This window comes from Caballeronia sp. ATUFL_F2_KS9A (assembly GCF_023630765.1).
Classification (GTDB): Bacteria; Pseudomonadota; Gammaproteobacteria; order Burkholderiales; family Burkholderiaceae; genus Caballeronia; species Caballeronia zhejiangensis.
Genome location: NZ_JALQEK010000031.1, coordinates 287,698 through 311,979, shown reverse-complemented (window position 1 = coordinate 311,979; position 24,282 = coordinate 287,698). Strand labels below are relative to the sequence as shown.

The following is a 24,282-nucleotide window of genomic DNA, read 5'->3' as shown; positions in this document are numbered from 1 at the left end:
GGTGTTGTGTTTCCCGCGCCGCCGTCAGCTGCGCATTACAGGCGGAAGCCGAAAGCCGTGCCGCGCGCCTTGCGCTGACGCTCGGATTCACGGAAACGCGCTTGATACGAGTAGTCTTTGTCCATCGGCAGGTGGGCCGATTCGAACATCGAAGCAAATTTTTGCAGCAGGGCGAAGAGGTAGCTCATGACTGACTCCGGTTAGTTACAGAGGGTTTTCCCTTAGAGAGGATTATAGGGTTGTCCCTAACCGATTTCTAGTGCAATGCAACATTTCGTGGCAAGAAACTTGGTAGTTTTTCTACATTCTTACCGGTTTGCCGTCTCCTTGAAACGGGGACGGATCTGCGAAGCCCGTACGACGGCATTCCGATCCGAGGACGAGCGGCTGCGCGACACGCCGCCGCAGAACGGCGTGTCGCGCGAATCTGACAGCGGGAATCAGTGCGCCGAGGAAGTGGCGCGATGGTGCGCGTGACGCGTGTGCTTTTTCGGCGCGGGATCGGGCGTCGCGGCGCTGATCGGCCGAACCGGTGATGCGTCCGTCAGGTCGGGAGGACGGCGCACGCTGACATTGGCGGAATCGGTATCGAAGAGCGACGCGAGCGTCGCCTGCTGGTTGAGCATCAGTTGCTCGGTGCGGTCCTGCTGCAGCTTGCTATCGTGGTTCATGCGCAGCAGTACGGCCGTTTGCGCGATGCCCGTCGCCACCGTGACGAGCATCACGCAGACGATGATCGTCAGCATCGTCTTCATGCGGCGCGCGTGGGCGGCCGTCGAAGTGCGCTGCTCCGCGATCACCGCATAGAGCGCGTCGATGGTGTCCGCGAACGCCGTGGCGCGGGCGCGGTCCAGTTCGGGCGCGGCGGCATCGCGGATGCCGGGCTGCGCGAACGGCGCCGCTTCGTTGCGGTCGCCGCGAGCCCCGCGATCGCGGGCGATGAGCGCTGAAGCGAGCGCGGCGAGCGATGGCGCCGCATTCTCCGGCGCAACCGACGTGCTGATGCTCGCCGATCGCGTCGTCACCGCGGCCATCGCGCCGGTTTTCGCGGCTGGTTGGCTCGCGTCCGGCGGCGGGGCATCGATGAGAGGGGAATCGTCCCCGAAGAGGCCCTGCTCCGGCGCAACCGATGTCACGCCGCCACGCGCCGCCCTTTTCGCGACGACGGATTCCGGCGCGTTCCCGCCATTCGATTGCACGGCCGCGAGAAACACTTCTGGCAGTTCGAAACCTTCGAACGTGCCTTGGCGGATATCGGTGTTCATCGCCTGAAGTTGCGCGCGCTCGGCGTCTTCGGCGAACAGATCGAGCGTTTCGCCCGCACGCGCGCCTTCGCTCAGTTGTGCGAGACGCTGCGCGGAACGTGCGGCGCGAGCGAGTTTCTTTTCCGTGTCGGCGCTGGTCTGCGGCGCCCGCATCTCATGCTTTTGCGTTGCGCGCCGGCGGCGGGACGAGGCGTCGGCGTCTCTCTTTACTGCGGAATCTGACATAGGTTCGAAAGGCGGCTGCCCGAACCGGCGTGCAAGGCGCACCGGCGCATCGGCGATTATTTCGAGAGGCCGCATTGTCGCATGGCTGCGCGTGCAAACCCGCATCCCGAAGGCGATTTCAGGCGGCATCGTCCTCACGAAACTCGCGCACGACGTCGAGTTGACGCAAACGATCGCAAATCGCGCGATATTCCACCGCAGATGCACGCGACAGTTCGACTCGCACCTCGTCGAGATCGGGCGAATCATCGCTTTGCTGCACGACGAACTGCTTCACGCGCACGCTGCCGGGCCCGAGCGCCTCGTGCAGCGCATGAAAACTGAGCGCGCCGCGATCGACGAGCATCGTCAGTTGACGGCGCTGCTTCACGCTGATGAAGCGGCGTTCGAGCGGCTTGATCCCCGCCAGAATGATGAGGATGATCGCCGTCGCCGCGATCGACGCCGTATAGAGCCCGCCGCCGACCGCGAGGCCAATGGCCGCGACCGACCAGAGGCTCGCCGCGGTCGTCAGGCCGCGCACGATCTCGCCGCGCAGCAGAATCGAGCCCGCGCCGAGAAAGCCGATGCCCGACACGACCTGCGCCGCGACCCGCGACGGATCGAGCACGACGTGGTCGTACTTCAGCGCATCCTCGAAACCGTAAGCCGACACGATCATGATGAGCGCCGAGCCGACGCACACGAGCATGTGCGTGCGCAGTCCCGCCGCCCACGAAAGCCGCTCGCGCTCGAAGCCGATCACGCTGCCGAGCGCCGCGGCCATCATGAGCCGCGACACGAGTTCGATATTTCCTATCATGTTCTCGTCCTCCTCTCGGTGAGTCGCCCGCGAATGCGTCGCGCTGCGGGCCGGTTTTGCTATCCTTTCCCGTTGCGTAGGCGCCTCACGGCCGCGCATCCCCCGAAACAATAAGAGTCGTCCTATGCAGGATCAGCAACCAAACGCATCGCCGGCGATGCAATCGGCGAACCCGGAATCCGCCGCGCCATTGCGCGCGCATTACGCGAACATCGTGCTGCCCATCTGGCGCGGTCCGGGCTTCAACGCGGCGCTCGGGCTCGCCTATGAAGCCGTCGAGCCGGGGGATCACGCGCCGCTGCCGCCGAAGCGCTATCGGGCGATGGCCTGCGCGCGCCAGCTATTCGTGTTCTCGGAAGCCGGCGATCTCGCGCACGCCGCGACGCTGTTCGAATCGCTACGTCACTATTTTCAGGACAAACGCAACGGCGGATGGTTCTACAGCGTGGACGCGAGCGGCGCGCCGCTGGAGCGTCAAAAGGATCTCTACACCCATGCGTTCGTCGTTTTCGCGTGCGCGCATTACGCGAAGAAAAGCGGTTCCGCCGATGCTTTCACGCTGCTCGATGAAACGTCGCGGCTCGTCGAGGCGCGCTTTTCGAGCGGCGGCGATCTGCTGAACGCGGTGCTTGCCGAGGATTTCGGCGCGACCATCGAGACGCCGCTGCAAAATCCGCTGATGCATCTCGCCGAAGCGTGGCTCGCGGCGCGCGAAGCGACCGGCGAGCCCGCCTACGACAAGCGTCTCGCGCAGCTCGCGAAATCCGTCGCGGATGCGTTCGTGCACGAGCCGAGCGGCTCGATCGCCGAATTGCCGATGGGCACGGCGGGCAACCGGCTGGAGCCGGGCCATCAGTTCGAGTGGTATTTTCTGGCGCTGGGCAGCGGTCACGCCGCATTCGAAGCGGCGGGGCTGAACGAACGGCTCGCGCGCGCGTTCGACTTCGCGCAGCGGCACGGCGTGGACGAGCAGACGGGCGGCGTTCATGCCGCCATCGACGAAACCGGGCGCGTGATCGACGGGACGCAGCGCATCTGGGCGCAGACGGAATATCTGCGCGCGCTGGCGACGCGCGGCGACGCCGTCGGTCCGCAAATCGAGCGGTTTCGCGCGCGCTTCCTGCACGAAACCGGCTGGGTGGAATGCCGCTCGGCGACGGGCGAGATCAGCCGCGCCGAGATGCCGTCGACGACGCCGTATCACCTCGCGACGTCGTACGCGGCCTTGCCTCTTTGAGCGAACTCAGACGAGCTGAAACACCGAAACCGCAGCCTTCAGTTGCCGCGTCTGCTCATGCAGCGACGACGCGGCAGCCGCAGCCTGCTCGACGAGCGCCGCGTTCTGCTGCGTCATCTCGTCCATCTGCGTGACCGCCTGATTCACTTGCTCGATGCCCACGCTCTGCTCGAGCGACGACGCGCTGATCTCCGCCATCATCTGCGTGACGCGTGAAATCGACGCCGACACTTCGCGCATCGCCGTGCCCGCGCGCTCGACGAGCACCGAGCCGTCGCTCACCTGCGCGACCGACTCGCCAATCAGTTCCTTGATTTCCTTCGCCGATTGCGCCGAACGCTGCGCGAGACCGCGCACTTCGCCCGCGACGACCGCGAATCCACGGCCCTGCTCGCCCGCGCGCGCCGCTTCGACAGCCGCGTTCAACGCGAGGATGTTGGTCTGGAACGCGATGCCATCGATGACCGAGATGATTTCCGCGATCTTGTCCGAGCTCGACGCAATGCCACGCATCTTCTCGACGACATCGTCGACCACGCTCGCGCCGCGCGACGTCGCGTTGAGCGCTTCGCCCGCGAGCGTGTTGGCCTCGCGCGCGTGCTCGGCGTTCTGGCGCACCGTCGCGGTCAGCTCTTCCATGCTCGATGCGGTTTCTTCGAGCGACGCCGCCTGATTCTCCGTGCGCGCGGACAAATCCGCGTTGCCACTCGCGATTTCATCGGCGCCGAGGTTGATCGAATCCGACGTTGCGCGCACCGTTTTCACCGTGTTCGCGACGCTTGCCTGCATCGTCGCGAGGCCCGCGAACAGACGGCCGATTTCGTTCGTGCCGCGATCTTCGATACGCTCGTCGAGACGGCCGTTCGCGATGCGCTCGAAATGGCGGCCCGCTTGTTCCAGCGGCTCGATCACGGCACGGCGCAGCGCGACGTGCACGAGCGCGATGCCCGCGACCAGCGTCACCAGAATCGCGATGCCGACCGCGCGGAACCACGCGTAGCGCGTGTCGATCGACGACAGATAGCCGCGGCCCGCTTCATCGCCGAAATCGACGAACTTCTGCTGTTCCGCGAGATAGCGATCCTGGAAGCCTTGCGTCGGCTGGTCGAGGAACGCCTGGAGATTGCCCGCGTCGAGATACTGCACGAGCTCGCTCAGCGCCTTCGAATACTCCGCGTATTTGGCCTGCAGCGCGCTCATGCGCGCCGTGTTTTCATCGCCGGTCTTCGGCGCGTTCAGGAACGCCGTGAACGACTTGTCCGCCGCCGCGATCTGCTCGCGCGCGTGCTGGACGATTTCCGTCGGCTCGCTTCCGCCGCGCACCATGCGCGTGCCCGCGCGCGACAGGTTGATGCGCGCATCCATCAGATGCTGGGTGGTCTTGTTGACCGCGTTGACCTGCTTGAGCGCGATGTTGGACAGACTGCCGACATCGTCATGCGTGCGCGACAGGGACCAGAAACCGAGCCCTTCGGTCACCAGTTGAAAGAGACAGAACACCACCAGAACGGCGAGCAAACCCGATGAAACCTTGATCTTTCCGAACATCACTAGCACCCACACTTTCCGAATTAAGGCCCGCCGATGCGGGGACACTGCGGGTTTACGGCAGTCGGGCGACAAAGCTTGAATCGTTTGCCGCAGCGGCTTGTCTATGCGAATGCAGGGAACGCGCCGCTTCGGCGAATCGTCATCGGAGAGCGCGCGTGCCGCCCGAAACGCACCATTGCACAATTTTTGCGTGACTTCCTTGCAGTGCGCGCGATCGCTTCCTATTGTCTTTGCAGGACGGCACCGAACCCACCCAAGGAGTGTCCGAATGGCCGAAATTGTCGATATCGCGCGCGGTGCGCTGAATGCGCAACCGTTCAGCGCCTTGCTCGGAACAAAACTGATGCAGGTCGATTCAGCGAGTCTCACGCTGTGTCTGACGATCAGGGACGAGCTAAGGCAACAACACGGCTTCGTACACGGCGGGGTGGTGAGTTATCTCGTGGACAACGCCCTGACCTTCGCGGGCGCGCTGCGGCTCGGGCCGAAGGTCGTCACCGGCGAATACAAGATCAACTATCTGCGCCCGGCCGTCTCCGGAACGCTGATGGCGCGTGCTCGCGTCGTCCATGCCGGCATGACGCAGGCAACCTGCCAGTGCGACGTGTTCGTCACCGATGGCGGCGCCGAGCGGCTCGTCGCGGTCGCGCAGGGCACGATCACGCGCATCTCCGAAGGCGTTGCGGCGGAGCCGGTCTATCACGCCTGAACTTTTCAAATCCCGTCGTCCGAAACAAAAAACCTCGCCGCGGCGAGGTTTTTTGTCGTTGCTGCGGGCCGATTACTGCGCCGCGACGGTCTTCTGCGTCTGCTCGCCGAGACCCTGAATGCCGAGCTTCATCGTCTGGCCGGCCTTCAGGAAGACCGGGTTCGGCTTCACGCCCATGCCGACGCCCGGCGGCGTGCCCGTCGAGATGACATCGCCCGGCTGCAGGCTCATCACCTTCGACAGATACGCGACCAGTTGCGCGACCGTGAAGACCATGGTCTTCGTGTTGCCGTTCTGATAGCGTTTGCCGTCGACTTCGAGCCACAGATCGAGCTTCTGCGGATCCGCGACTTCGTCCTTCGTGACGAGCCACGGACCGATCGGGCCGAACGTGTCGAAGCCCTTGCCCTTGTCCCATTGCGTGCCGTGTTCGAGCTGCCATTCGCGCTCGGAAACGTCGTTGATCACGCAATAGCCCGCGACGTAATCGAGCGCGTTGGCTTCATCGACATACTTCGCTTCCTTGCCGATGACCACGCCGAGCTCGACTTCCCAATCGGTCTTCACCGAGTTGCGCGGGATTTCGACGTCGTCGTTCGGGCCGCAGATCGCGCTCGTCCATTTGTTGAAGATGACCGGCTCGGTCGGCACCGGCAGATTCGATTCGGCGGCGTGATCCGCGTAGTTCAGGCCGATGCACACGAACTTGCCGACGCGCCCCACGCACGGTCCAATGCGCGGATTGCCGTCGACGACCGGCAGCGTCGCCGGATCGGTCGCGCGCAATTTGGCCAGGCCCGCTTCGGTCAGCGTCGCGCCGGCGATGTCATCGACGACCTTCGACAAGTCGCGAATCTGGCCTTCGGCGTCCAAGAGACCCGGTTTTTCCTGACCCTTGGGGCCGTAACGAAGCAGCTTCATCTGATGTGATCCTCCTGGTTCCAAATAACGTGAGCGGTCGGTCAGTTCGACCAGCCGCCGTCGATGATGTGAATCTGTCCCGTCGTGAACGACGATTCGTCCGAGCCGAGATAAAGCGCGAGCGCCGCGATTTCTTCGGCGCGGCCGACGCGTCCCATCGGCTGGCGCGCGACGAACGCGGCCTGCACCTGATCGACGCTCGCGCCCTGCGCCTTCGCCTGCTCCGCGATGCGGTCCTTGAGCGACGGCGATTCCACCGTGCCCGGACAGATCGCGTTGCAGCGAATGCCGCGCGTGACGAAATCGGCGGCGACGGATTTCGTGAGGCCGATCACCGCCGCCTTCGACGCGCCGTACACGAAGCGGTTCGGCACGCCCTTCACGCTCGATGCCGCCGACGACATGTTGATGATCGAGCCGCCGCCTTTTTCCAGCATCTTCGGCAGGAACGCGCGAATCGTCCGATACATCGCCTTCGCGTTCAGATCGAAGGCGAAGTCCCAGTCTTCCTCGCTCGCCTCCAGAATCGAGCCGGCGTGCACATAGCCCGCGCAGTTGAAGAGCACGTCGATCGCGCCGATCTCGCCGGCCAGCGCGTTGATCGCCTGCGGGTCGCGCACATCGAGCTTGCGCGCTTCGAAGGGCTTGCCTTCGAGCGATTGCGTGCGGATGTCGGTGGCGATCACGCGCGCGCCCTGTGCCGCGAACAGTTCGGCGGTCGCGAGCCCGATGCCTTGCCCCGCCGCCGTGATCAGCGCGGTCTTGCCTGCCAGTCTTTGTACCATCTACTGCTCCAGTCGGAAGTGTTTTTGAGACATGCCGGGTATATCAGCCGTTTCTTAGGCGATAGAAGGCGCGGGCGTTCGCGCCGAAAATCGCGTCCTGCTGCGCCTTTTCGAGATGTGACGTGAGATTGCGCGCCGTGTCGTGCCACGCCGCGTAGCTGCCATTCATGTCGAGCACGGGCCAGTCGCTACCCCACATCAGCCGTGCATATCCGAAATGTTCGAGCAGATGCGCGACGTAGGGTTTCAGCGTTTCGTCGGTCCAGTTCGGGTTCGCTTCGGTCGCGAGTCCGGACAATTTGCAATGCAGCTTTTGCGGCAGTTTCGCGAGTTGCGCGATGCCATCGGCCCACGGTTGCCAGCCCACGTCGATGCCGTCGCGGATCGGCGGCTTCGCGCCATGATCGACGACGATTCTTAGTTCTGGATATCGCTCGACGAACTTCACGAGCGACGGCACATGCCGCGCGAAGATCAGCGCGTCGAAGGCGAGATCGAGATCGATCAGACGCTCGATCGCGTCCTTGCGCGGCGCGTGCTCGATCCACGTATCGTCGGGCAAGTCCTGAAGCATCGGGCGCACGGCCTTGAACTTCGGCTCGCGCGCGAGTTCGTCGATGATCGCCGCGGCATCGGCCGAATCGAGCGGCACCCAGCCGACGACGCCCGCGATCGAATCGTCGCTGCGCGCGAGATCGAGCAGATAGCGCGTTTCGTCGACCGTCGGCGCGGCCTGCACGACAACCGTTTTCTGAACGCCGGCCGCCTTGCGCAGCGGCGCGAGATCGTCGGGACCGAACACCCGATACAGTGGCTTCATGTCGGGCGTGAGCCAGCCATAGTCGCCGCGCGCGGGATCCCAATAGTGTTGATGCGCGTCGATGTTCACATTCGATGTCATCGCGGCACCGGTGCATTCGCATGAAGCAGACCTTCCGCGCGCAACGCGTCCCACAGCGCGGACGGAACCGGCGTCGCGAACGATGCAGCGTTCTCGCGCACTTCGACCGGCGTGCGCGCGCCCATCAGAACCGTGGCCACAACTTTATGCGCATAAGGAAACTGGATGGCCGCCGTCGACAGCGCAACGCCATGCGCGCGACATACGCGTTCCAGCTTGCCGACGCGCTCGACGACGTCCTTCGGCGCATCGCCGTAATTGAACTTGAGATCGCCATGCGCGTTGGCATCGAGACCACGCGCGAGAATGCCCGAGTTGAACGCGCCACCCAGCAAAATACTCACGCCGCGCTTCTCGCATTCGGGCAATAAATCATCGAGCGTGTTTTGCTCGAGCAGTGTGTAGCGGCCGGCGAGCAGCGCACAGTCGATGTCGAATTCGGCCATCGCTTCCATCACTGCCGCGCCTTCGTTCACGCCGAGGCCGACCGCTTTCACGCCGCGCGATTGCTTCAATTCTTCGAGCGCGCGGAAGCCGCCTGCATCGGTCAGTTGCTTCCAGTAGTGCGCGTTCTTGTCGCCGTGCGTCACGCGGCCGATATCGTGGATCAGCACGATATCGATATCGGTCATGCCGAGCCGCATCTGACTGTCTTCGAATGAACGAAGGATGCCGTCGTAGGTGTAGTCGTAAATCGCCTGAAACGGCAGCGGCGCGGCCCAGCCTTCCCTGCCGTCGTCGGGCGTCGTGCGCGGCACGAAGCGGCGGCCGACTTTCGTCGACAGCACGAAATCGCCGCGCGGATAACGCCGCAATGCATCGCCGAGCCGATGCTCCGCTTTCGTGTGGCCGTAGTGCGGCGCCGTGTCGAAGAAGCGGATGCCCGCCTGCCACGCGGCATCGACGGTCGCGCGCGCCTCGTCTTCCGTCAGCTCGTGATACAGACCGCCGAGCGGCGCGGTGCCGAGCGACAACGCGGTGACTTCCAGCGACGTGCGGCCAATCCTGCGTCGACGTGAAACTGCCTCTTGCGCTTCTGCGGTCATCTGCAAACCCCGAATGATTTAGAGATGGCGAAACTCAAGCCGCCACAGTAACGCGTCGCGCGGCGCTCGGCAAACACGCGGGGCCGACCGGCTCGAAGGTTTTGTAAGTCAGGATGAACTCCTGATGCCCGAGCGCCTCCGACTTCGACGCCGCGCCCGCCGCCACCGCAACGGTCACGTCGACGATCTCGCGGCCCACCTCGTCGAGCGTCGCGCGGCCCTCGAGGATGCGGCCCGCGTCGACGTCCATGTCGCCGGACAGATTGCGATACGTCGACGGATTCGCGCAGACCTTGATGACGGGCGATATCGCCGAGCCGACGACCGAGCCGCGCCCCGTCGTGAAGAGAATGACGTGACAGCCGCACGCAATCAGCTCGCCGATCTCCGCGTTGTCGCTGATATTCGGAAAGCCGAAGCGCGGCTCGCCATCGGGCACGACATCGAGCAGATAGAGACCGCCGGTCGGCGGAATATCGCCCGGCTTGATGATGCCGACGATCGGCGACGCCCCGCTCTTCGAATATGCGCCGAGCGATTTCTCTTCCTGCGTCGTCAGCCCGCCGTCCGCGTTGCCGACCGAGAACGAGCCGTGGCCCATCGTCGTGTAATAGCGCGCGGCCTTTTGCACGCATTCGACGATGGCATCGCCCAGTTCGGCCCGCGCCGCGCGCCGCTTCATGTGGAATTCGCAGCCGACCAACTCGCCCGTTTCCTCGAAGATGCACGACGCGCCTTGATCGATGAAAGCATCGAACGCGCGCCCCACGGCCGGATTCGCCGTGATGCCGCTGGTGCCGTCCGAGCCGCCGCAGATCGTCCCGACGATCAGTTCGTCGAGCGCCATCGGCACTTTCTGTTGAGCCGCGAGCGTCGCGCGCGCCTCGCGCACCCAGTCGAGACCGTTCTGGATCGTGCTGCGCGTGCCGCCTTTTTCCTGAATCGTGAGCACGGCGGCGGGACGGCCGCTCGCGCGCACGACATCGGCGAGATAGTGCTTGTTCATGCTCTCGCAGCCGAGCGACACGAACAGCACCGCACCGACGTTCGGATGCGTGCAGATGCGCTCCAGCATCTTTTCGGCGTAGCTATTGGGATAGCAGCCCGGAAAGCCGATCAGATGCACGGGCGGTTCGACTTGCGGATCGAAGGAATCGAAATCATCGAACGATGGACGGAAGTGCGCGACGATCTCGCGCGCAACGTGATGCGCGCATTCGACGAGATACGCCACCGCGACGACATTGCGGATGCCTTTGCGGCCATCCGCCCGGAGATAGCCCTGCAGTGCGGAAGTGTCCATGGAAGTGTTCAGTGCTGCACGTAGGCGTGTGCGGCGTCGTGCGTGTAAGTGGGTAGGTAGTCGCTTTCCAGGTTGTGCGTATGCAGATGCTCGCCGCGCGCGACATCGACGCTTACGTGGCCGATGATCGCGCCATAACGCAGTACCTTTTCGTCCTTCGACAACGCGCGCCGCGCGATCTTGTGCGCAAGCTCGATGGTCGTCGCGAGCGTGACAGACTCGCCTTCGATCATTAGCGTCTCGCCAGCGGGCAGGCGCGCGGCGGCGATCAGGCAGTTGTCTTCCGGACTGAGAAGAATCAGGCGCGGGTCGGTGGTTTCTTGCATCGTCGATCTCAGAAGGAGGATTGCGCCGAACGTCCAAAGCAAGTCGCCGCGGGAAAACGTGGATGCAACGATTCATCAGTGAACGTAATATTCATAGACGCACCAGTCGAAGTCAACAATGACGCAACCCGGATCGATCAGTGATTTCCCTAGCCGGCGCATGCGAATGGGATCGCGCTCCCTGACGGAAGGCTTAAACTCGCGCGAATTCATGAACCAACTCAGACAGCACATGGACGTGGAAGACAACGACGCCGATCGTTATCGCGCGCCCGCGCTCGATAAAGGGCTCGATATTCTCGAATTGCTTTCGGAACAAAAGTCGGGCCTCACGCGTGCGGAAATCACGAAGATGCTCGGGCGCAACGCGAGTGAGATGTATCGGATGCTGGAGCGGCTGGTCGCGCGGCAGTACGTTGTGCGCTCGCCCGAAGGCGATCGTTATTCGTTGAGCCTGAAGCTGTATGCGCTCGCGCATCGGCATCCGCCGATGAATCGGCTCATCGCCGAGGCGCTTCCGGCGATGCAGCGATTCGCAGATGCAGCCGAGCAATCCGTGCATCTCGTCGTCTACGATCGCGGAAATTTGCTCGTCATCGCGCAAGTGGACGGTCCCGGCACGTGGGGCATTTCAGTGCGGCTCGGCTCGCGCGTCGGGTTGATCGACACGGGCTCCGGCCGCGTCATGCTCGCGTTTCAGACCGACGAACAGCGCGAACACATGCTCGCCGAGCATACGAAGGTCAAAGGCGAACTCGCGGTCGATCGCGCCGTGCTCGACGCCGACTACCGGCGAGTTCGCGAACTCGGCTATTCGCAAAAGGATAGCCAGCAGACTTTCGGCGTGACGGACGTGACGTATCCGCTGCTCGGGCCGTCCGGCCAGGCGATCGCCGCCCTCACCTGCCCGTACCTGCGGCGCATCGACGATTACGTGGCGCCGTCGATCGAAGACGTCACGTCCTTGCTGAAAAATGCAGCCGCGTCGCTTTCGATGACGCACGACTGAATGGCGCACGCTTCGCGCGTTAGAATGGCGGCCCTCTCAAAAAGACGGCGCGCCGCGATGGCGTGCCGCCGTATCCAATCCGACGCATTCCCGATGGCGAAACTCCTTTCCGACTCCGAATTCCTCCGCTTCACCGAACTGCAGCAAAAACAGGCGAACTTCACGATCACATCCGAAGAAGCCGACGAACTGCGCGAGATTGTCGCCCGCGCGCAAAAGAAACGCGACGATCGCGCGGCCGCGATGCAGGCGATCGAAACGTATATCGCGCAGTTCGACATCACGCCCGACGAGCTTTTTTCGGCCGAGCAGATCGGCGATGCGGCACGGACATTCGGCCTGATTCCCGCCGCGAAGAAGGAGCGCACGCTGCCGCCGCAACTGACGTACAACGGCAAGCCGTATCAGTGGACGTCGCGCGCGCTGCCCGACGACATTCGCGTGCCGCTCTTCGATGCGTTCACGTCGGGGCAATCGGTGAAGCCGTTCATCGCGACGTTGAAGGACACGTCGCGCTGCGCGTTGACAATCGCGCGCCTCGAAAAGGAAACGGGCAGTTTGTACGCCGAAGCATTGCTCGACGAGCTTTCGCTGTCGCGCGCGCAGATCGACGACGCGCTCGCCAAATTCGCGGCTTAATCGCCGCGCGGCTGTGACGGCGCATCGCACAGCCGCATCCTGAAACCGACGACGCCCGGGTCGTCGGTCTTCGTCACTTCGAAGCCGGTGTTGCGTGCGAGCGCGATCATGCCGGCGTTCTCGCGCAACGCCTCGCCGACCATCCAGCGGGTGCCGCGCTGTCTCGCGTAGTCGATGATGCGCGACAGCAGCAGCGAGCCCAATCCCCTGCCCTTCATATCCGAGCGCGCGGCGACGGCGAATTCCGCGGTCTCGTTGTCCGGATCGGCGATCGCGCGCGCGACACCGAGCGTCTCGCCCGTGCCGTCACCGTTCGCTCGCGTGACGATCAGCGCCATTTCGCGGTCGTAGTCGATTTGCGTCATGCGCGCGAGTTGCGAATGATCGAAGTTACGGACAGCGCCAAAGAAGCGCAGGCGCAAATCCTCGGCGGTATTGGCCGCGACGAACGCCGCGTGCGCTTCTTCGTCTTCGGGACGAATCGGCCTCACGGTGACGCGCATGCCGCGCCAGTCGAGCGTCTCTTCGAGGCAGCGTGGATACGGCACGATCGCCAGCGGCTTGCGATGCGCGCCGAGCGTGAGTTGCGGTTCGTGAACGGCGACTGAATCGCGCGTCACGCGCAACGTGAGACGCAGCGCAACGATTTCTTCGATATAGCAAACGAGTTGCGATAACGCCGTCAGCGCATTGAGCAGCGACTCGGCGGGCAGTTCGCGCGAACGCGGCGAGCGCATGACGAGATCGCGCGAAAGCACGGGATTGAGCGGCGGCAAGGCAAACTCGTGAAGTGCGTCGGCAAGGCCGAGCGCGCCTTCGGCCTTGAATTCGAATACCGGACCGAACACGCGATGGTTGAGCAGGCGCGTCTGAATTTCGACGGCATCGCTCGTAAGCGAGTCGGGCGGCCCCGGTTTCACCGAGATGCCGAAACGAGCGAATACGCGCGCCGCACGTTCGCCATTCAATTCGGCGATGCCGTTTGCGAGCGCCGTGCGAATCTCGTTGTGCGCGGCGTCGATGTCTTCGGGAATATTCGCGGGGAGGCCGTCGGGCGTTTGCATCAAGAGTTCGCGGCCCTGCCGGAAATCGACGAGCCGGGCAAAACCGCGCGCCAGCCGATGCGGCGTCGTGTGCACGGGAATGCCGTTCGCGTGCAACTCGTCGCGCGTGGCGGCATCGACACAGCCGAAAAAGCACGCGAGCAATCCGCGATAAGCGTGACGTCGCTCGGCAATCAACGTGCGGGCGACTTCGGCGACGGGCGCGCTATGCGTCGGCGCATGCACGACGAACACTGTGCCGGTCTCGCGATGCGATGCGAGCGCTTCGAGCGCCGCGCCGAAATCCGCGGGCGTGGCGTCGTCGCCGAGAAGAAGAGGATTGCCCGCGCGAGCGCGAGGCAGCGCGGCGGCGACGGCGTCGCGCGCGGCGATCGGCCATTGCGCGAGGTCGTCGCCGGCTGCGCCAAAGGCGTCCTGGGCAAGTGCTGCGACGCCGCGGTCGCTTGTGATGACAGTTGCGACATCGCTTGTCGCGACGCGGCCGATGCCCAAGGTCTCGATCTCATCGAGCAGATCATCGAGCGAATCGACGCGGACGAGTCCGGCACGGCGGAAGGCCGCGCCGTAGAGGCGGTCGAAAGGGTCGTCGCGACCCGTGCGCAGCACGAGCACCGGTTTGTTTCGCGCGGCGGCGCGCGCGGCGGACATGAATTTGCGCGCCGACCGAACCGTTTCGATGGCGAGCAGAATCGCACGCGTCGATGCATCGCTTGCAAGGAAATCGAGGATGTCGCCGGAATCGACGTCGGCTTCATCCCCGAGCGCGACGATTCGCGAGAAGCCGAGTCCGCGAGCACGCGCCCATCCCAGTACGCCGTTCGTCAGCGCGTTCGATCCCGACACCCACGCGACGCCGCCCGATTTGACACTGCATGCGGGGGCGCCGAGACATGCGCCGATTGCCGGCGTGACGACGCCGAGACTGGCAGGTCCGATCACGCGCACGAGAAAAGGCCGGGCGGCGGCGAGCGTACGAACGGTCCATTCGTCGGCGTCCGCTGCGGAAGACTCTCCGCGTTGCTTCGCTTCGCCGACGATCACGACGGCTTTCGTTCCGCGTCGGCCGAGGCGCTCGATGAGGTCCGGCCAAGTGTGCGGTCGCGTGCAAATCACGGCAACGTTCGGCGCTTCCGGTAACGCGTCGACGTCGCGGTACACGGTTTCGCCGGTCAGCGAGTCGTATTTTGGATTGACTGGCCAAAGAGAGCCTGTGAAGCCAGCGCATTGCACACGCGCCCAGACCATCTCGCCGATGCTGCCCGCACGCGAGGAAGCGCCCACGACAGCGATCGACTTCGGCGCGAACAGGGTGTCCAGGTTGCGAACAGTCATGGAGGCTCCGGCGTAGGCGCAGTTGTGTCAGCGCCTAGGATAGGCGATTTCGTTTTGCAGGTGAGGACTGGCGTCCAGGCGACCGAGGGAGTGCGACTTTATGCGCATAAAGGCGAGGCGGCGGTGCTTGTAAGACCCGCCTCGCCTAGGATGGCGGCGGCTTTAGGCGCATAAAGTCGGGCACTTCCGACGCCGGCGCCGCCGGCCGGACAAGGACTTTATGCGCATAAACCTCGGCCGAACGGCTAACGCGAGTCAGTTGTTGCGGAATATCACTGGAAAAACAACAACGACAATGTAGAATTCAACGGACTTCAAAATACGGAGTGGAACGTGGCGGCGGAAATCATAGCGATCACGCAACAAAAGGGCGGCGTCGGCAAAAGCACGATTGCGATGCATCTCGGTGCGGCCTTTCACGAAAAGAAGAAGCGTGTGCTCGTAGTCGACGCCGATGGTCAGAACACGCTGATCCATTGGTCAAGCGCCGCATCGGATGACGCAAGCGGCATCCCGTTTCCAGTCGTCAATCTCTCCGAGGCCGGCGGGCAGATTCATCGGGAAATCAAGAAGTTCGTCAACGACTACGACATCATCGTCGTGGATTGCCCGCCGTCGATCACCGAGAAGGTATCTGGCGTCGTGTTGCTGGCGGCGAGCGTCGCGGTGATTCCGACTTCGTCATCGCCGGCGGACTATTGGTCGAGCGTCGGCCTTGTCAAGCTCGTTCAGCAAGCGCAGGTGATGAACGAAGATCTGCGCGCCGTCTTTCTGCTCAACAAGACCGAAGAAAAGCGCATGCTCACGCGCGAACTCAAGGTTGCGCTCGAAGAGCTCGGCTTTCCCTTATTGAAAACGCAGATCCCAACGCGCGAGTGTTACAAGCAGGCGATGGCGCTTGGACAGACCGTGCTTCAAATGAGCGATCGCGGCTCGCGCCTCGCAGCGGCGGAAATCCGCTCGGTCGCGGACGAGATCCTCGACATGCTCTCCTGACTTTATGCGCATAAAGGACCCTGAATGAAACCGTCCCAATTTGCCAAGGGCTTCAAGGCTCGGCCCGACACGACGAGCAGCGAGAAGCGCACTGCGCTGGATCGCCTGAATGCGATCGATGGCATCGTCGACATTCAACATGTGGGGCAGGCCGCCGCGAACGGCCGATCGAGCGCCTTCGTGGCCGACGAGCCGGGCGACATCAACGCCGGACCTGAGTCCGATGAATATCGTGCGTGGCGCCGTGCAAACCGCTACACGGCCGGACAGATAATCGAGTTGCCGCTCAAGTCGATCAAGCCCAGCCCGTTCAACCCGCGCCATTTCTATCTGAAGACGTCAATCGCGGAATTGGCCGTCAATCTGGCGAAGCAGGGCCAGCAACAGGCGATTCACGTCATTCCCGATTACGAGAATCCGGGAACGTTCTTCGTCAGCGATGGCGGCCGGCGCGTGCGAGCACTGAAAGAGGCAAACAAGGAAACCGTGAAGGCGGTGGTCGTCGATCTGCCGATCGGCATTCAGAGCTACAAGCTCGGTTATGACCTGAACGTTCAGCGCGACTCGCAGACTGTTTTCGACAACGCCGTGGTCTGGCGACGCTTTCTCGACGAACAGCATTTCCAGAGCCAGCGCGAACTGGCGGATCACCTCGGGCTGGACGAATCGACGATCGCCGTCGCTTTGTCGATCGCGAAGCTTCCTGAGAACGTCATGCACGAGATGGTTGCGCGGCCGGACCGATTCGGCTCGAACATGGCCTATCAGATCGTGCGCTATCACGCCGCGCGCGGCACCGACGCCACGCTGCGGCTGATCAACAAGATCACGTCGGATGACCTGAGCACGCGGCAGGTCGCCGATATCGTCAAGGGCCGCGCGAACGCTCAGGAAGCGCCGAAGACGCCTGGCCGGCAACGCTATGCGCAGCGCCTCGAAATCAAGCTGGACGGCGTCGCAGTCGGCGATCTGAAGTCATACGGCGAAGATCGTCTCGAGTTGCGTTTGCGCGGCTTGTCGCGCGAGAAGCGCGATGAGCTGCTGCATCAGATCGAACTGATGCTTCAGCCTGTCGAGACCAAGAAGTAAATGCACACGATGGCCGCCGAGATCATGGACCGGCGGCCATTTTCGAATTGGGACGTTTTCGGTTGCCCGCGGAGACTTTAGCGCGATTGACTGAGCGTAAATGCCAGCAAGTCGCCATCGGTCGGCTCGCCCCACGTCTTTCGCGCCAGCCAGTCGAAGAAGGATGTTTCCGCCAGCTTCGAATCCAGTCCGCGCTTGCGCCAGTCGTCGCGCATGTGGGCACCGAGCCCCGGCAAAACGTCTTCCTCGAAGGATTGACGCGCGACCTCCCGTTCTTCCTCACCTTGCTCGTCGTACAGCACGCGCGCTTCCTTGCGGCGGTACGCCGAGAATTCGCTCAACAAGCGGGCTTTGAGATCGTCGGCGGCAGCCGGCGTGCGGGAGGCCGTACCGCTCGTTGCCGGAGGCAGCGCTTCTACCGGTGGCGCGTAGCCCTTTTTGAGCGCGTCCTTGAAAAGCGCCGCGCCGCTGCGAACCGGCGGCAAAGTCGTGCTGCGCATGCGCTGTTCGGTCATCTGCAACGCCGCGCGGATGCGGTTTTCCTCGCTGTCGGCATACAGCGTCTGCGCGTCCTTGAGCGGAATGCCAATCTTCACCATCCGATCCACCAACGTGCTGTCGAAGACGTTCGGATGTTCGTCCAGCGCGAGCATCGGCTGCTTTTGTTCGGTCACGCGGAACTGAATCTCAGCCACGCGGCGCCCTTCGCGGTGTTCCACCAGTTCGACGAAGATATTGGTCACCGCATTCACCTCGGCGATTGCGGGCCGCAGATAATCGCGTTTGAAGTATTTGTATTCGCGCTTGGCTTCGTCGCCGGCTTCGGTATCGGGCGTTCCTGAAAGAATAGGCCGCCACCATTCCCACGTCTCGCGCATCGTCAGATGGCTGGGATTCGTGAGATAGCGAACGCAAATTTCATAGAGTGCGAGGCCGGCGCTGCTGCGCAACTGACTCTGGAATTGCAGGCTCAGGCGCGCATACTGCACAGGATCCAGCAGCTTCTTTTTGATTTTCGGCGCGAATGAAAATTCGACCCAGACGCGGCGCGTCGTCGGATCTTCGAGGATTTCGGCGTCGGCGATCAGCGTCGAGATGCCCCACTTGCGACCCGGCTTCTGACTCGATGTGCCGGTGCTCCATTCGACCTGCACCGACACCATGCGACGCAAATGCTCCTTCACGAGCGCAGTGTCGTTCGAGTCGAACGCCGAATTTGCGACGATATCCGACAGCAGCGCGCGATACGTGTCACCGGAGTCGTCGGCTTGTTGAGCAACGGCTAGCAGCACATTGAACAACTTTCTGGTGAGCAGCGTGATCTTGCCGCTTTTCGGCTGAATCGCAATGGCCTCGACTGCCTTGCGCAGTTCCGCCGAACTGGGGCTGACGACATCGGTTTTCTTTGCGCGCTTGGTGGCCATGAAATGGTCAAGATCGATATTGCGAGCAAGGATACCGATTGGGGTGAAGCCCGTCTATAGGGACACCCTCACCACACAGGGGTGATGGCCAGACAGACAGCACGGCTCACTGCGGTGCGCTCCCGAAAACACTCACCGCTCACCGATCGAGGGTATCTTTTAGCTGTAGTGTCCACGCGGGTAAACGGATTGCGACGGTTTTTCGGCGCCATCCGGGAGCTCAAGCAGTCTCCCGAATAGGCTCACCTTAAAAATTTTTCGGCTCGTTGAACGACGTGTGGCGCGGCAGAGACAGCCGAAAGTCCGTCCTTCTCCGCTTCGGCCGCGCATCGGTGCGGTGCAAAGTTATAACGGCGCGCACTCACTTCAAAAGATCGGCATCGACAGGTCCCGAAAAGTCTCACCTCACCGAGTTTTCTTCAACCCGATCGCCCCCGTTCAGCCCCGTTCTACGGGCTTCGCGCCGCCTATGGCCCCCCGAAAACTATCACTTTTGACCTGCTGCACCTCATATCGCCTGTCCCGCAAATGCTCACCCTGCTGCGTCCTGCAAAGCCTCACCTTTTTTCCGTCGTCGCTCAAAAATGGGGCTCTCCCAGGCACTTATCTCGCTTTCGTCACAAAACGTGAAGAAGGTGGCTCCCGTAAATCCTCACCGACGGTTTCTTGGCACTATCCCGCACCGACGCTCGTAGCTCCCGCATTCCCTCACCATACGGTGTTTCCGCTAAACGCAACGACAGACCATCCTGGTCTATCCACTTGTTTCTAATATGTTTTTTCATGCGCGCGATTTCTCATCTAGTGCAGCGACAGTTCTCGTACAGCGCGCGTGATCCCGGATCTCCTCACCATGCGAGGCGCATGACAGGGAAGATGGACTGAAAAAAGCAGGCGCAGACACTCCTGGAAAGGCTCACCTTAGACGCTCTCACCGGCCCTGCGAGCCCATCCAAGAAGAGACTACGGCTGCACCGAGACGTGCATCTTCCATTTCGCTCCCGGAAAAGCTCACCTCAGGCGTCGGCAGATGAAAATTTCAGCGAAAAGTAGCCTTCGCCCCCGAAAACGCTCACCTTTCTCTCGGGAATTACCCTGAAAACCCTCACCGATCGGTAAGCTTTACCCGAATCGACTCCAAAATAGTGCGATTCGCATGCTCCCGAAAATTCTCACCAAACGAAGCCGACAGACCAGGGGGGCGCCCTCGGAAATCAACGCGTTAGCGTGCGCGTGCCCCCGAATAAACTCACCCATCATTTTGGAGCCTCCCCGAACCCGCTCACGATTCTTCCCGAGAGCCCTCACCGATCATCCCGAAGCCCGTCACCGTTCGCTCCCGCAGAGTTTCACCATAGTTCCCGTACAATCTCACCTGACGTCCGGCAAAGCCTTATCCGATAAGGGTTCTGGCTGGCGTTAACGATGTTAACAAGGTTCAAAGGTGTTAACTTCTAATACTCTCTAGCGGTGCAGTGTTTTGCACGCAGTAATTAGAAAAACGAAAAGCTGCGTGAAACAGACACCCATGGCGCGTATGGGACTAAAATCCGCGACAAATCATCGACTTGCAGGGGTATCTTCAGGATGTTTCACGACGGGGGACATGTGTACCATGCCAAGTTGTCGAAAACGGCCTAAATGCTCTGTTATCGACGTTGGTGTCAATGATCGAACGAAAAACATAACGATCAACACGTAAAACGTTATGATCATCATGTTGAACTGCTAGATTTTCGCCATGGATCAATCTACTCGCGACACGCTGCGCCAAGAAATCGAAGCGATGCGCGCCACCGGCGCACGGCGGCAAGACCTCTCTCAACACGCCTGCAAGCGACTCTTCTTCGACCTGGGCGTTCGGCCCTCGGTTACGACTGTCCGCGAACTGACTCAAACCGGCAGCGCAAGCGACATCCCCAAGGACATCGAGGCGTTCTGGGCCGGTCTGCGTTCGACGTTGCGCGTTCGCATCGACGCTGGGGCGATGCCGGAATCATTGCAGGAACGTGCCGGCGAACTGCTGGCGGCTTTATATGACGAGGCTCAAACGGTCGCGCGTGCCGCCCTTAACGAGGAAAAGGCCCGTCTGGACATGGTCATCCAGGCCGCGCAAGCCCAGGCTCGCGATGCCGATATTCGTCGCGAGGCGATCGAGCGGGCTCAGCAGCGTGCCGAGGCGCGCGCCGAAGCAGGCGCTGCTCAGATCGCGGCGCTGGAAGCCGAATTGAAGACGCTGCGCAGTCAAGGCACAGACGCTCAGGCGGGCTTGCGCGAAGTCATCGCCCGATGGGAGAAGGAGAACGAGACGCTCTCGGCGCGTCTGCAGCAGGAGCAGGACGCTGCGGCACGGCTGCGCGACCGCATCGACGAGCTTCAAAACGAGCTGCGCCACAGCACCGAGCACTACGCTCAGCAGATCAAGGACGCGGTCAAGGAGGCCGAACGGCGCGTGCATCCGATGCTCGTCGAACTCGACTCCCTGCGCGGCATGGCCGCCACCTATCAGACCAGCGCACGCGAAGCGAGTCAGAAGGAATTCGATTTCATTCAACAACTTAGCGCAGCCCGAAGCCGCGCCGACCGGCTCGAGTCGCAAGTGCGGGCGCAGTCCGACGAAATCGATGCGCTAGTTCTCGAGCGCGATGCACGGCGGGTTCAATCCGGTGCGAGCGCGGAAGTCGGCGCGTTGATCGCGTCGCTGGCGGCGCAGGGGCGCCTCACTTCCGCCGAGATCGCCCGCCTCGGCACGCAGATTGACGCGCACGTCGCCGCGCCAACTTCCTGTCCGGCGTGCGAGGCTGGCGAACCGGAACTGCAGCGCCACGAAGACGAATACGAGCTTTCCTGCCCGAACTGCGAGCGCACCTCCGGGGCCACGGCATCGAAGCTTGCGGCCGTCGACGAATTTATCCGGTCGGCGCGCGTCAGCACCTCGTAATCGCGCGTGGAGTGAGCGCCGGCGTCAAAGGTGAGGGTTTTCGGGATCGTCGACGGACATGTGCCGTTCCCCGTCGGCGCGCGCGTGAGCAATGTCACGCTCCCGTATTTGCTCACCCATCCATTCTTGCCAGGCACGATGCAGCCGGTGAACCGAGATCGTCTGCTGCAATCCGAGCCACTGGCCGACGCGATCGGGGTCCGTGCCATCCTCGAACAACTCCGCCGCGTACGTGTTGCGCAAGGTCTGCGGACTTGCGCGCGCGACGCGCGATGCCGCTATCCCGGATGCGGCCACGACGGCGTCGATCGCGCGCAGCATCGTCGCCTTGTGCATGGAGCGTCCCGTCGGTGCTGCCGGGAATAGCAATTCGCCTGCAAGGCCAGCCGTCTTGCGCTCGCTGATCCAGTTGTCGAGCAGTTCGACCGCGAACGGAGCGAGCCGCGCCTGCCGGATCAGCAGCGGATTCGACGCGTCGACGGTCACGTAAGGCGCGCCGGCCGCGTAGCAATCGACGGTCAATTGCGCCGCTTCGCCCGTTTTCACGCCCGCGCCGAGAAAGACGGCGACCAACGCCCGGTCGCGCCGCTCGCGCCAGCGCTGCCCGGCCGGCAAGGCGCCGATCGGAGAAAACAGATGCGCGACGAGCAGCGCGCGCTCATCGTGGGTGAGAAAGCCCGTCGGCTCGTTGTCGCGTGCCTTGCGCCATGCCGCGTCGCCGTCCTGAGCGATGAAGCGCGCCGGATTCGTCGCCGCCGAGTCCACTTCCCGAACGTGATCCAGCACGCGCTCGATCAGCCGCAGATACCGCATGCGCTGCGGGCGTCGGATGTCCAGTTGCGCGACGAACTGTTCGATGACCGGACGTTGCACCGTATGCAGCGTCGCGCGTTTGGTGGCCAGCCACTCGAGAAAATTTCCCCATTGCGCGCGATACACATCGGCCGATGACGCCCTGAACGATTGCTGGGCGAGCCATGCATCGAACGCGGCGTGCGGGTCCGCCTGCCAGTCGGCGCGCTGTTGGTCGAAGAGATCGGAAGTGTTCGGCATATTGTTCGAAGGCGCGTTGCGCGCTGTATTGCACTGCGCACAGGGTCGGGCTTCGGGCGGGCGACGTCAAGCGCGTGTGTCCGCCAAAGTGTCGATAACTGTCTTGGCGGGCGTGCGTTTCGTCGACTACTGTCGTCTATACGGCTTCCTTCCATCCACGAACACAAGAGCAAAAAGGAGCGAGCGATGCCCCAGCAATCCTGGCAGGAACGTCGCGCGAATGGACGCGCCAGGCGCGAACGCACACCGCGGGCCGCGCAAGAGGCGATCGGCGATGCCGATCGCGATCCCATCGAGCTTTTGCGGACAAGCAGCAAAGGCCGCGTCGATGCGCTGATTCCCTTGCGTTACGGCCGCATGCTCGTTTCGCCGTTCACGTTTTATCGCGGCAGCGCGATCCTTCAGGCGCACGACCTGGCCGGCACACCGGACAGCGGCATCGCCATTCAGATCTGCGGCGACTGTCATCTTTCCAACTTTGGCGGCTTCGCAACGCCGGAGCGCGCGCTCATTTTCGATCTCAACGACTTCGACGAAACCGCGCCCGGTCCGTGGGAATGGGATTTGAAACGGTTGGTCGCGAGCTTCACGATCGCCGGCCGGCATCTCGGCCACGGCGATCTGGCTGCGGACGAGTTCGCGTTTGTCGCCGCGCGCAGTTATCAGACGCATCTGCGCGAGTACGCTGAAATGAGCGTGCTCGATCTCTGGTACGAGCGCATCACCTTCGATCGCATGTACCAGGCCGTGCAGAGCGAAGACGCGCGGCGGCGCATCAAGCGCGGCATCGAACGGGCTTCGCGCCGCACGCACGAAACGATGCTGCCGAAACTCGCCGACCGAACCGGCGACACGTGGCGCATTCGCGATGCGCCGCCTGCCGTGTTTCACATCCACGGCAAGAGCACGCTGATCGATAAGAACGACGGCTGGATGACGCTCAAAGCCAGTCGTGAAGATGCGCTCGCGACGCTCGTGCGCGATTATGTCGCGACGCTTACGCCGGAGCGCGCGAGATTGCTGTCGCAATTCAGCCTGCAGGATGTCGCGTTCAAGGTGGTCGGCGTGGGCAGCGTCGGCACGCGCTGCCTCGTTTTGCTGCTCACGGATCATCACGACAAGCCGCTTTTCCTGCAGATGAAGGAGGCATCGACGTCGGTCGTCGCGAGATTCACGAAACATGCGAAGCACGCCGACGATATCAAACACGACGGGCACCGCGTCGTTCACGGACAACGTCTGATGCAGGCCGCCACGGACCCGTTTCTCGGCTGGGCGACCGGACCGCTCGGGCGCACGCTCTACATCCGCCAGTTACGCGACATGAAAATTTCCGCAGAACTCGATACTTTCAGCGACGACGTCTTTCGCGAGTACGCCGTGCTTTGCGGCTGGGCGCTTGCCCGCGCGCACGCGAAGTCCGGCGGATGCGCGCCGGAAATCTCGGGCTACCTGGGCAACAGCGATCGAATGGCCGAAGTTCTAGTGCGCTACGGTCGCGCCTACGCGGATCAGGTGGAAAAGGACTACGAGGTGTTTCGCGTTGCGTGCCGGGACGGCAAGCTCGAATCGCGTTCGGATGCGGACATCGCGGCGGAGTTCGCGCCGTGAAACGATCCGCTGCGCGATGACATGAACCGGGGCACGCGGGTTCAGTCGCGTGC

General features: G+C 62.8%; 20 protein-coding genes and 2 pseudogenes. 9 read left to right on the top strand and 13 right to left on the bottom strand.

Annotated elements, in window-relative coordinates; translation table 11 throughout:
* Positions 1 to 35 precede the first annotated feature (35 nt).
* The 3 genes from NCS67_RS20285 to NCS67_RS20275 form a co-directional block, all read right to left on the bottom strand.
* Entirely contained in the window at positions 36 to 188 is a 153-nt protein-coding gene (locus NCS67_RS20285; protein WP_008354186.1) for a hypothetical protein, read from the bottom strand.
* Positions 189 to 440: 252 nt separating this feature from the next.
* Positions 441 to 1,418 carry a hypothetical protein gene (locus NCS67_RS20280; protein WP_250436313.1) on the bottom strand — a complete coding sequence of 326 codons (978 nt, stop codon included), beginning with the start codon at positions 1,416 to 1,418 and terminating at the stop codon, positions 441 to 443.
* Positions 1,419 to 1,608: 190 nt separating this feature from the next.
* A complete protein-coding gene (locus NCS67_RS20275) occupies positions 1,609 to 2,292 on the bottom strand; it encodes an MgtC/SapB family protein (RefSeq protein ID WP_008354188.1) in 684 nt (227 codons plus the stop codon).
* Positions 2,293 to 2,416: 124 nt separating this feature from the next.
* Between NCS67_RS20275 and NCS67_RS20270 the strand changes: the two genes are divergently transcribed.
* Positions 2,417 to 3,529 (top strand): AGE family epimerase/isomerase, encoded by a 1,113-nt coding sequence (locus NCS67_RS20270; RefSeq protein WP_250436311.1) that lies wholly within the window; start codon positions 2,417 to 2,419, stop codon positions 3,527 to 3,529.
* Positions 3,530 to 3,535: 6 nt separating this feature from the next.
* Here the strand turns inward: NCS67_RS20270 and NCS67_RS20265 are convergent, their stop codons facing one another.
* Positions 3,536 to 5,077, bottom strand: coding sequence for a methyl-accepting chemotaxis protein (locus tag NCS67_RS20265; RefSeq protein WP_008354190.1), 1,542 nt, complete (start codon positions 5,075 to 5,077; stop codon positions 3,536 to 3,538).
* 271 nt (positions 5,078 to 5,348) lie between these two features.
* Between NCS67_RS20265 and NCS67_RS20260 the strand changes: the two genes are divergently transcribed.
* On the top strand, positions 5,349 to 5,789 hold the full coding sequence (locus tag NCS67_RS20260; RefSeq protein WP_008354191.1) for a PaaI family thioesterase: 441 nt from the start codon (positions 5,349 to 5,351) through the stop codon (positions 5,787 to 5,789).
* Positions 5,790 to 5,861: 72 nt separating this feature from the next.
* Here the strand turns inward: NCS67_RS20260 and NCS67_RS20255 are convergent, their stop codons facing one another.
* From NCS67_RS20255 to NCS67_RS20230, 6 genes are read right to left on the bottom strand one after another with little or no spacing between them, the layout of a single operon-like run.
* On the bottom strand, positions 5,862 to 6,710 hold the full coding sequence (locus NCS67_RS20255) for an ureidoglycolate lyase (RefSeq protein WP_175982371.1): 849 nt from the start codon (positions 6,708 to 6,710) through the stop codon (positions 5,862 to 5,864).
* Positions 6,711 to 6,751: 41 nt separating this feature from the next.
* On the bottom strand, positions 6,752 to 7,495 hold the full coding sequence (locus tag NCS67_RS20250) for an SDR family oxidoreductase (RefSeq protein ID WP_250436309.1): 744 nt from the start codon (positions 7,493 to 7,495) through the stop codon (positions 6,752 to 6,754).
* A 43-nt stretch (positions 7,496 to 7,538) separates the two neighbouring features.
* Entirely contained in the window at positions 7,539 to 8,384 is an 846-nt protein-coding gene (locus NCS67_RS20245; protein WP_175982390.1) for an amidohydrolase family protein, read from the bottom strand.
* 8 nt (positions 8,385 to 8,392) lie between these two features.
* Positions 8,393 to 9,442, bottom strand: a complete 1,050-nt coding sequence (locus tag NCS67_RS20240) for an aldo/keto reductase (RefSeq protein ID WP_250436307.1) — start codon at positions 9,440 to 9,442, stop codon at positions 8,393 to 8,395.
* 34 nt (positions 9,443 to 9,476) lie between these two features.
* Positions 9,477 to 10,745 carry a UxaA family hydrolase gene (locus NCS67_RS20235; RefSeq protein WP_175982369.1) on the bottom strand — a complete coding sequence of 423 codons (1,269 nt, stop codon included), beginning with the start codon at positions 10,743 to 10,745 and terminating at the stop codon, positions 9,477 to 9,479.
* An 8-nt stretch (positions 10,746 to 10,753) separates the two neighbouring features.
* Positions 10,754 to 11,071 carry a UxaA family hydrolase gene (locus NCS67_RS20230; RefSeq protein ID WP_250436304.1) on the bottom strand — a complete coding sequence of 106 codons (318 nt, stop codon included), beginning with the start codon at positions 11,069 to 11,071 and terminating at the stop codon, positions 10,754 to 10,756.
* 211 nt (positions 11,072 to 11,282) lie between these two features.
* On the opposite strand from NCS67_RS20230, the gene NCS67_RS20225 reads away from it, so the two are divergent.
* Together NCS67_RS20225 and NCS67_RS20220 are read left to right on the top strand one after the other, a co-directional pair.
* Complete coding sequence (locus NCS67_RS20225; RefSeq protein ID WP_502801866.1) at positions 11,283 to 12,080, top strand: IclR family transcriptional regulator; 798 nt, start codon at positions 11,283 to 11,285, stop codon at positions 12,078 to 12,080.
* A 93-nt stretch (positions 12,081 to 12,173) separates the two neighbouring features.
* On the top strand, positions 12,174 to 12,719 hold the full coding sequence (locus tag NCS67_RS20220) for a hypothetical protein (RefSeq protein WP_008354201.1): 546 nt from the start codon (positions 12,174 to 12,176) through the stop codon (positions 12,717 to 12,719).
* Here NCS67_RS20220 and NCS67_RS20215 read toward each other — a convergent pair.
* Positions 12,716 to 15,115 (bottom strand): GNAT family N-acetyltransferase, encoded by a 2,400-nt coding sequence (locus NCS67_RS20215; protein ID WP_239295341.1) that lies wholly within the window; start codon positions 15,113 to 15,115, stop codon positions 12,716 to 12,718. The two genes, NCS67_RS20220 and NCS67_RS20215, sit on opposite strands and share 4 nt — an antisense overlap.
* Positions 15,116 to 15,448: 333 nt before the next feature.
* On the opposite strand from NCS67_RS20215, the gene parA reads away from it, so the two are divergent.
* The 3 genes and pseudogenes from parA to NCS67_RS20205 all read left to right on the top strand — a co-directional run.
* Complete coding sequence (gene parA / locus NCS67_RS20210; protein ID WP_175982366.1) at positions 15,449 to 16,111, top strand: ParA family partition ATPase; 663 nt, start codon at positions 15,449 to 15,451, stop codon at positions 16,109 to 16,111.
* Positions 16,112 to 16,135: 24 nt separating this feature from the next.
* Positions 16,136 to 16,241, top strand: a pseudogene (locus tag NCS67_RS32100) (ParB/RepB/Spo0J family partition protein); the annotation flags it as partial.
* A 77-nt stretch (positions 16,242 to 16,318) separates the two neighbouring features.
* Positions 16,319 to 17,200: pseudogene (locus tag NCS67_RS20205) on the top strand (ParB/RepB/Spo0J family partition protein); the annotation flags it as partial.
* Positions 17,201 to 17,277: 77 nt separating this feature from the next.
* Here NCS67_RS20205 and NCS67_RS20200 read toward each other — a convergent pair.
* Positions 17,278 to 18,624 carry a replication initiation protein gene (locus NCS67_RS20200; RefSeq protein WP_008354205.1) on the bottom strand — a complete coding sequence of 449 codons (1,347 nt, stop codon included), beginning with the start codon at positions 18,622 to 18,624 and terminating at the stop codon, positions 17,278 to 17,280.
* Between the two features lie 1,741 nt (positions 18,625 to 20,365).
* Between NCS67_RS20200 and NCS67_RS20195 the strand changes: the two genes are divergently transcribed.
* Positions 20,366 to 21,565, top strand: coding sequence for a DNA-binding protein (locus tag NCS67_RS20195; protein WP_250436303.1), 1,200 nt, complete (start codon positions 20,366 to 20,368; stop codon positions 21,563 to 21,565).
* A 24-nt stretch (positions 21,566 to 21,589) separates the two neighbouring features.
* Here the strand turns inward: NCS67_RS20195 and NCS67_RS20190 are convergent, their stop codons facing one another.
* Positions 21,590 to 22,618 carry a tyrosine-type recombinase/integrase gene (locus NCS67_RS20190; RefSeq protein WP_250436301.1) on the bottom strand — a complete coding sequence of 343 codons (1,029 nt, stop codon included), beginning with the start codon at positions 22,616 to 22,618 and terminating at the stop codon, positions 21,590 to 21,592.
* Positions 22,619 to 22,804: 186 nt separating this feature from the next.
* On the opposite strand from NCS67_RS20190, the gene NCS67_RS20185 reads away from it, so the two are divergent.
* Entirely contained in the window at positions 22,805 to 24,229 is a 1,425-nt protein-coding gene (locus tag NCS67_RS20185) for a DUF2252 domain-containing protein (protein WP_250436300.1), read from the top strand.
* The last annotated feature ends 53 nt before the right edge of the window (positions 24,230 to 24,282 follow it).

Bases quoted from the DNA above. Each gene is read 5' to 3' on its own strand.
- NCS67_RS20270 (WP_250436311.1), top strand. From the start codon at position 2,417: ATGCAGGATCAGCAACCAAACGCATCGCCGGCGATGCAATCGGCGAAC.
- NCS67_RS20225 (WP_502801866.1), top strand. From the start codon at position 11,283: ATGAACCAACTCAGACAGCACATGGACGTGGAAGACAACGACGCCGAT.
- NCS67_RS20240 (WP_250436307.1), bottom strand. From the start codon at position 9,442: ATGACCGCAGAAGCGCAAGAGGCAGTTTCACGTCGACGCAGGATTGGC.
- NCS67_RS20255 (WP_175982371.1), bottom strand. From the start codon at position 6,710: ATGAAGCTGCTTCGTTACGGCCCCAAGGGTCAGGAAAAACCGGGTCTC.
- NCS67_RS20195 (WP_250436303.1), top strand. From the start codon at position 20,366: ATGGATCAATCTACTCGCGACACGCTGCGCCAAGAAATCGAAGCGATG.
- NCS67_RS20215 (WP_239295341.1), bottom strand. From the start codon at position 15,115: ATGACTGTTCGCAACCTGGACACCCTGTTCGCGCCGAAGTCGATCGCT.
- NCS67_RS20250 (WP_250436309.1), bottom strand. From the start codon at position 7,495: ATGGTACAAAGACTGGCAGGCAAGACCGCGCTGATCACGGCGGCGGGG.
- NCS67_RS20200 (WP_008354205.1), bottom strand. From the start codon at position 18,624: ATGGCCACCAAGCGCGCAAAGAAAACCGATGTCGTCAGCCCCAGTTCG.
- NCS67_RS20285 (WP_008354186.1), bottom strand. From the start codon at position 188: ATGAGCTACCTCTTCGCCCTGCTGCAAAAATTTGCTTCGATGTTCGAA.
- NCS67_RS20260 (WP_008354191.1), top strand. From the start codon at position 5,349: ATGGCCGAAATTGTCGATATCGCGCGCGGTGCGCTGAATGCGCAACCG.
- NCS67_RS20265 (WP_008354190.1), bottom strand. From the start codon at position 5,077: ATGTTCGGAAAGATCAAGGTTTCATCGGGTTTGCTCGCCGTTCTGGTG.
- NCS67_RS20190 (WP_250436301.1), bottom strand. From the start codon at position 22,618: ATGCCGAACACTTCCGATCTCTTCGACCAACAGCGCGCCGACTGGCAG.
- NCS67_RS20235 (WP_175982369.1), bottom strand. From the start codon at position 10,745: ATGGACACTTCCGCACTGCAGGGCTATCTCCGGGCGGATGGCCGCAAA.
- NCS67_RS20280 (WP_250436313.1), bottom strand. From the start codon at position 1,418: ATGCGGGCGCCGCAGACCAGCGCCGACACGGAAAAGAAACTCGCTCGC.
- NCS67_RS20230 (WP_250436304.1), bottom strand. From the start codon at position 11,071: ATGCAAGAAACCACCGACCCGCGCCTGATTCTTCTCAGTCCGGAAGAC.
- NCS67_RS20220 (WP_008354201.1), top strand. From the start codon at position 12,174: ATGGCGAAACTCCTTTCCGACTCCGAATTCCTCCGCTTCACCGAACTG.
- NCS67_RS20275 (WP_008354188.1), bottom strand. From the start codon at position 2,292: ATGATAGGAAATATCGAACTCGTGTCGCGGCTCATGATGGCCGCGGCG.
- NCS67_RS20185 (WP_250436300.1), top strand. From the start codon at position 22,805: ATGCCCCAGCAATCCTGGCAGGAACGTCGCGCGAATGGACGCGCCAGG.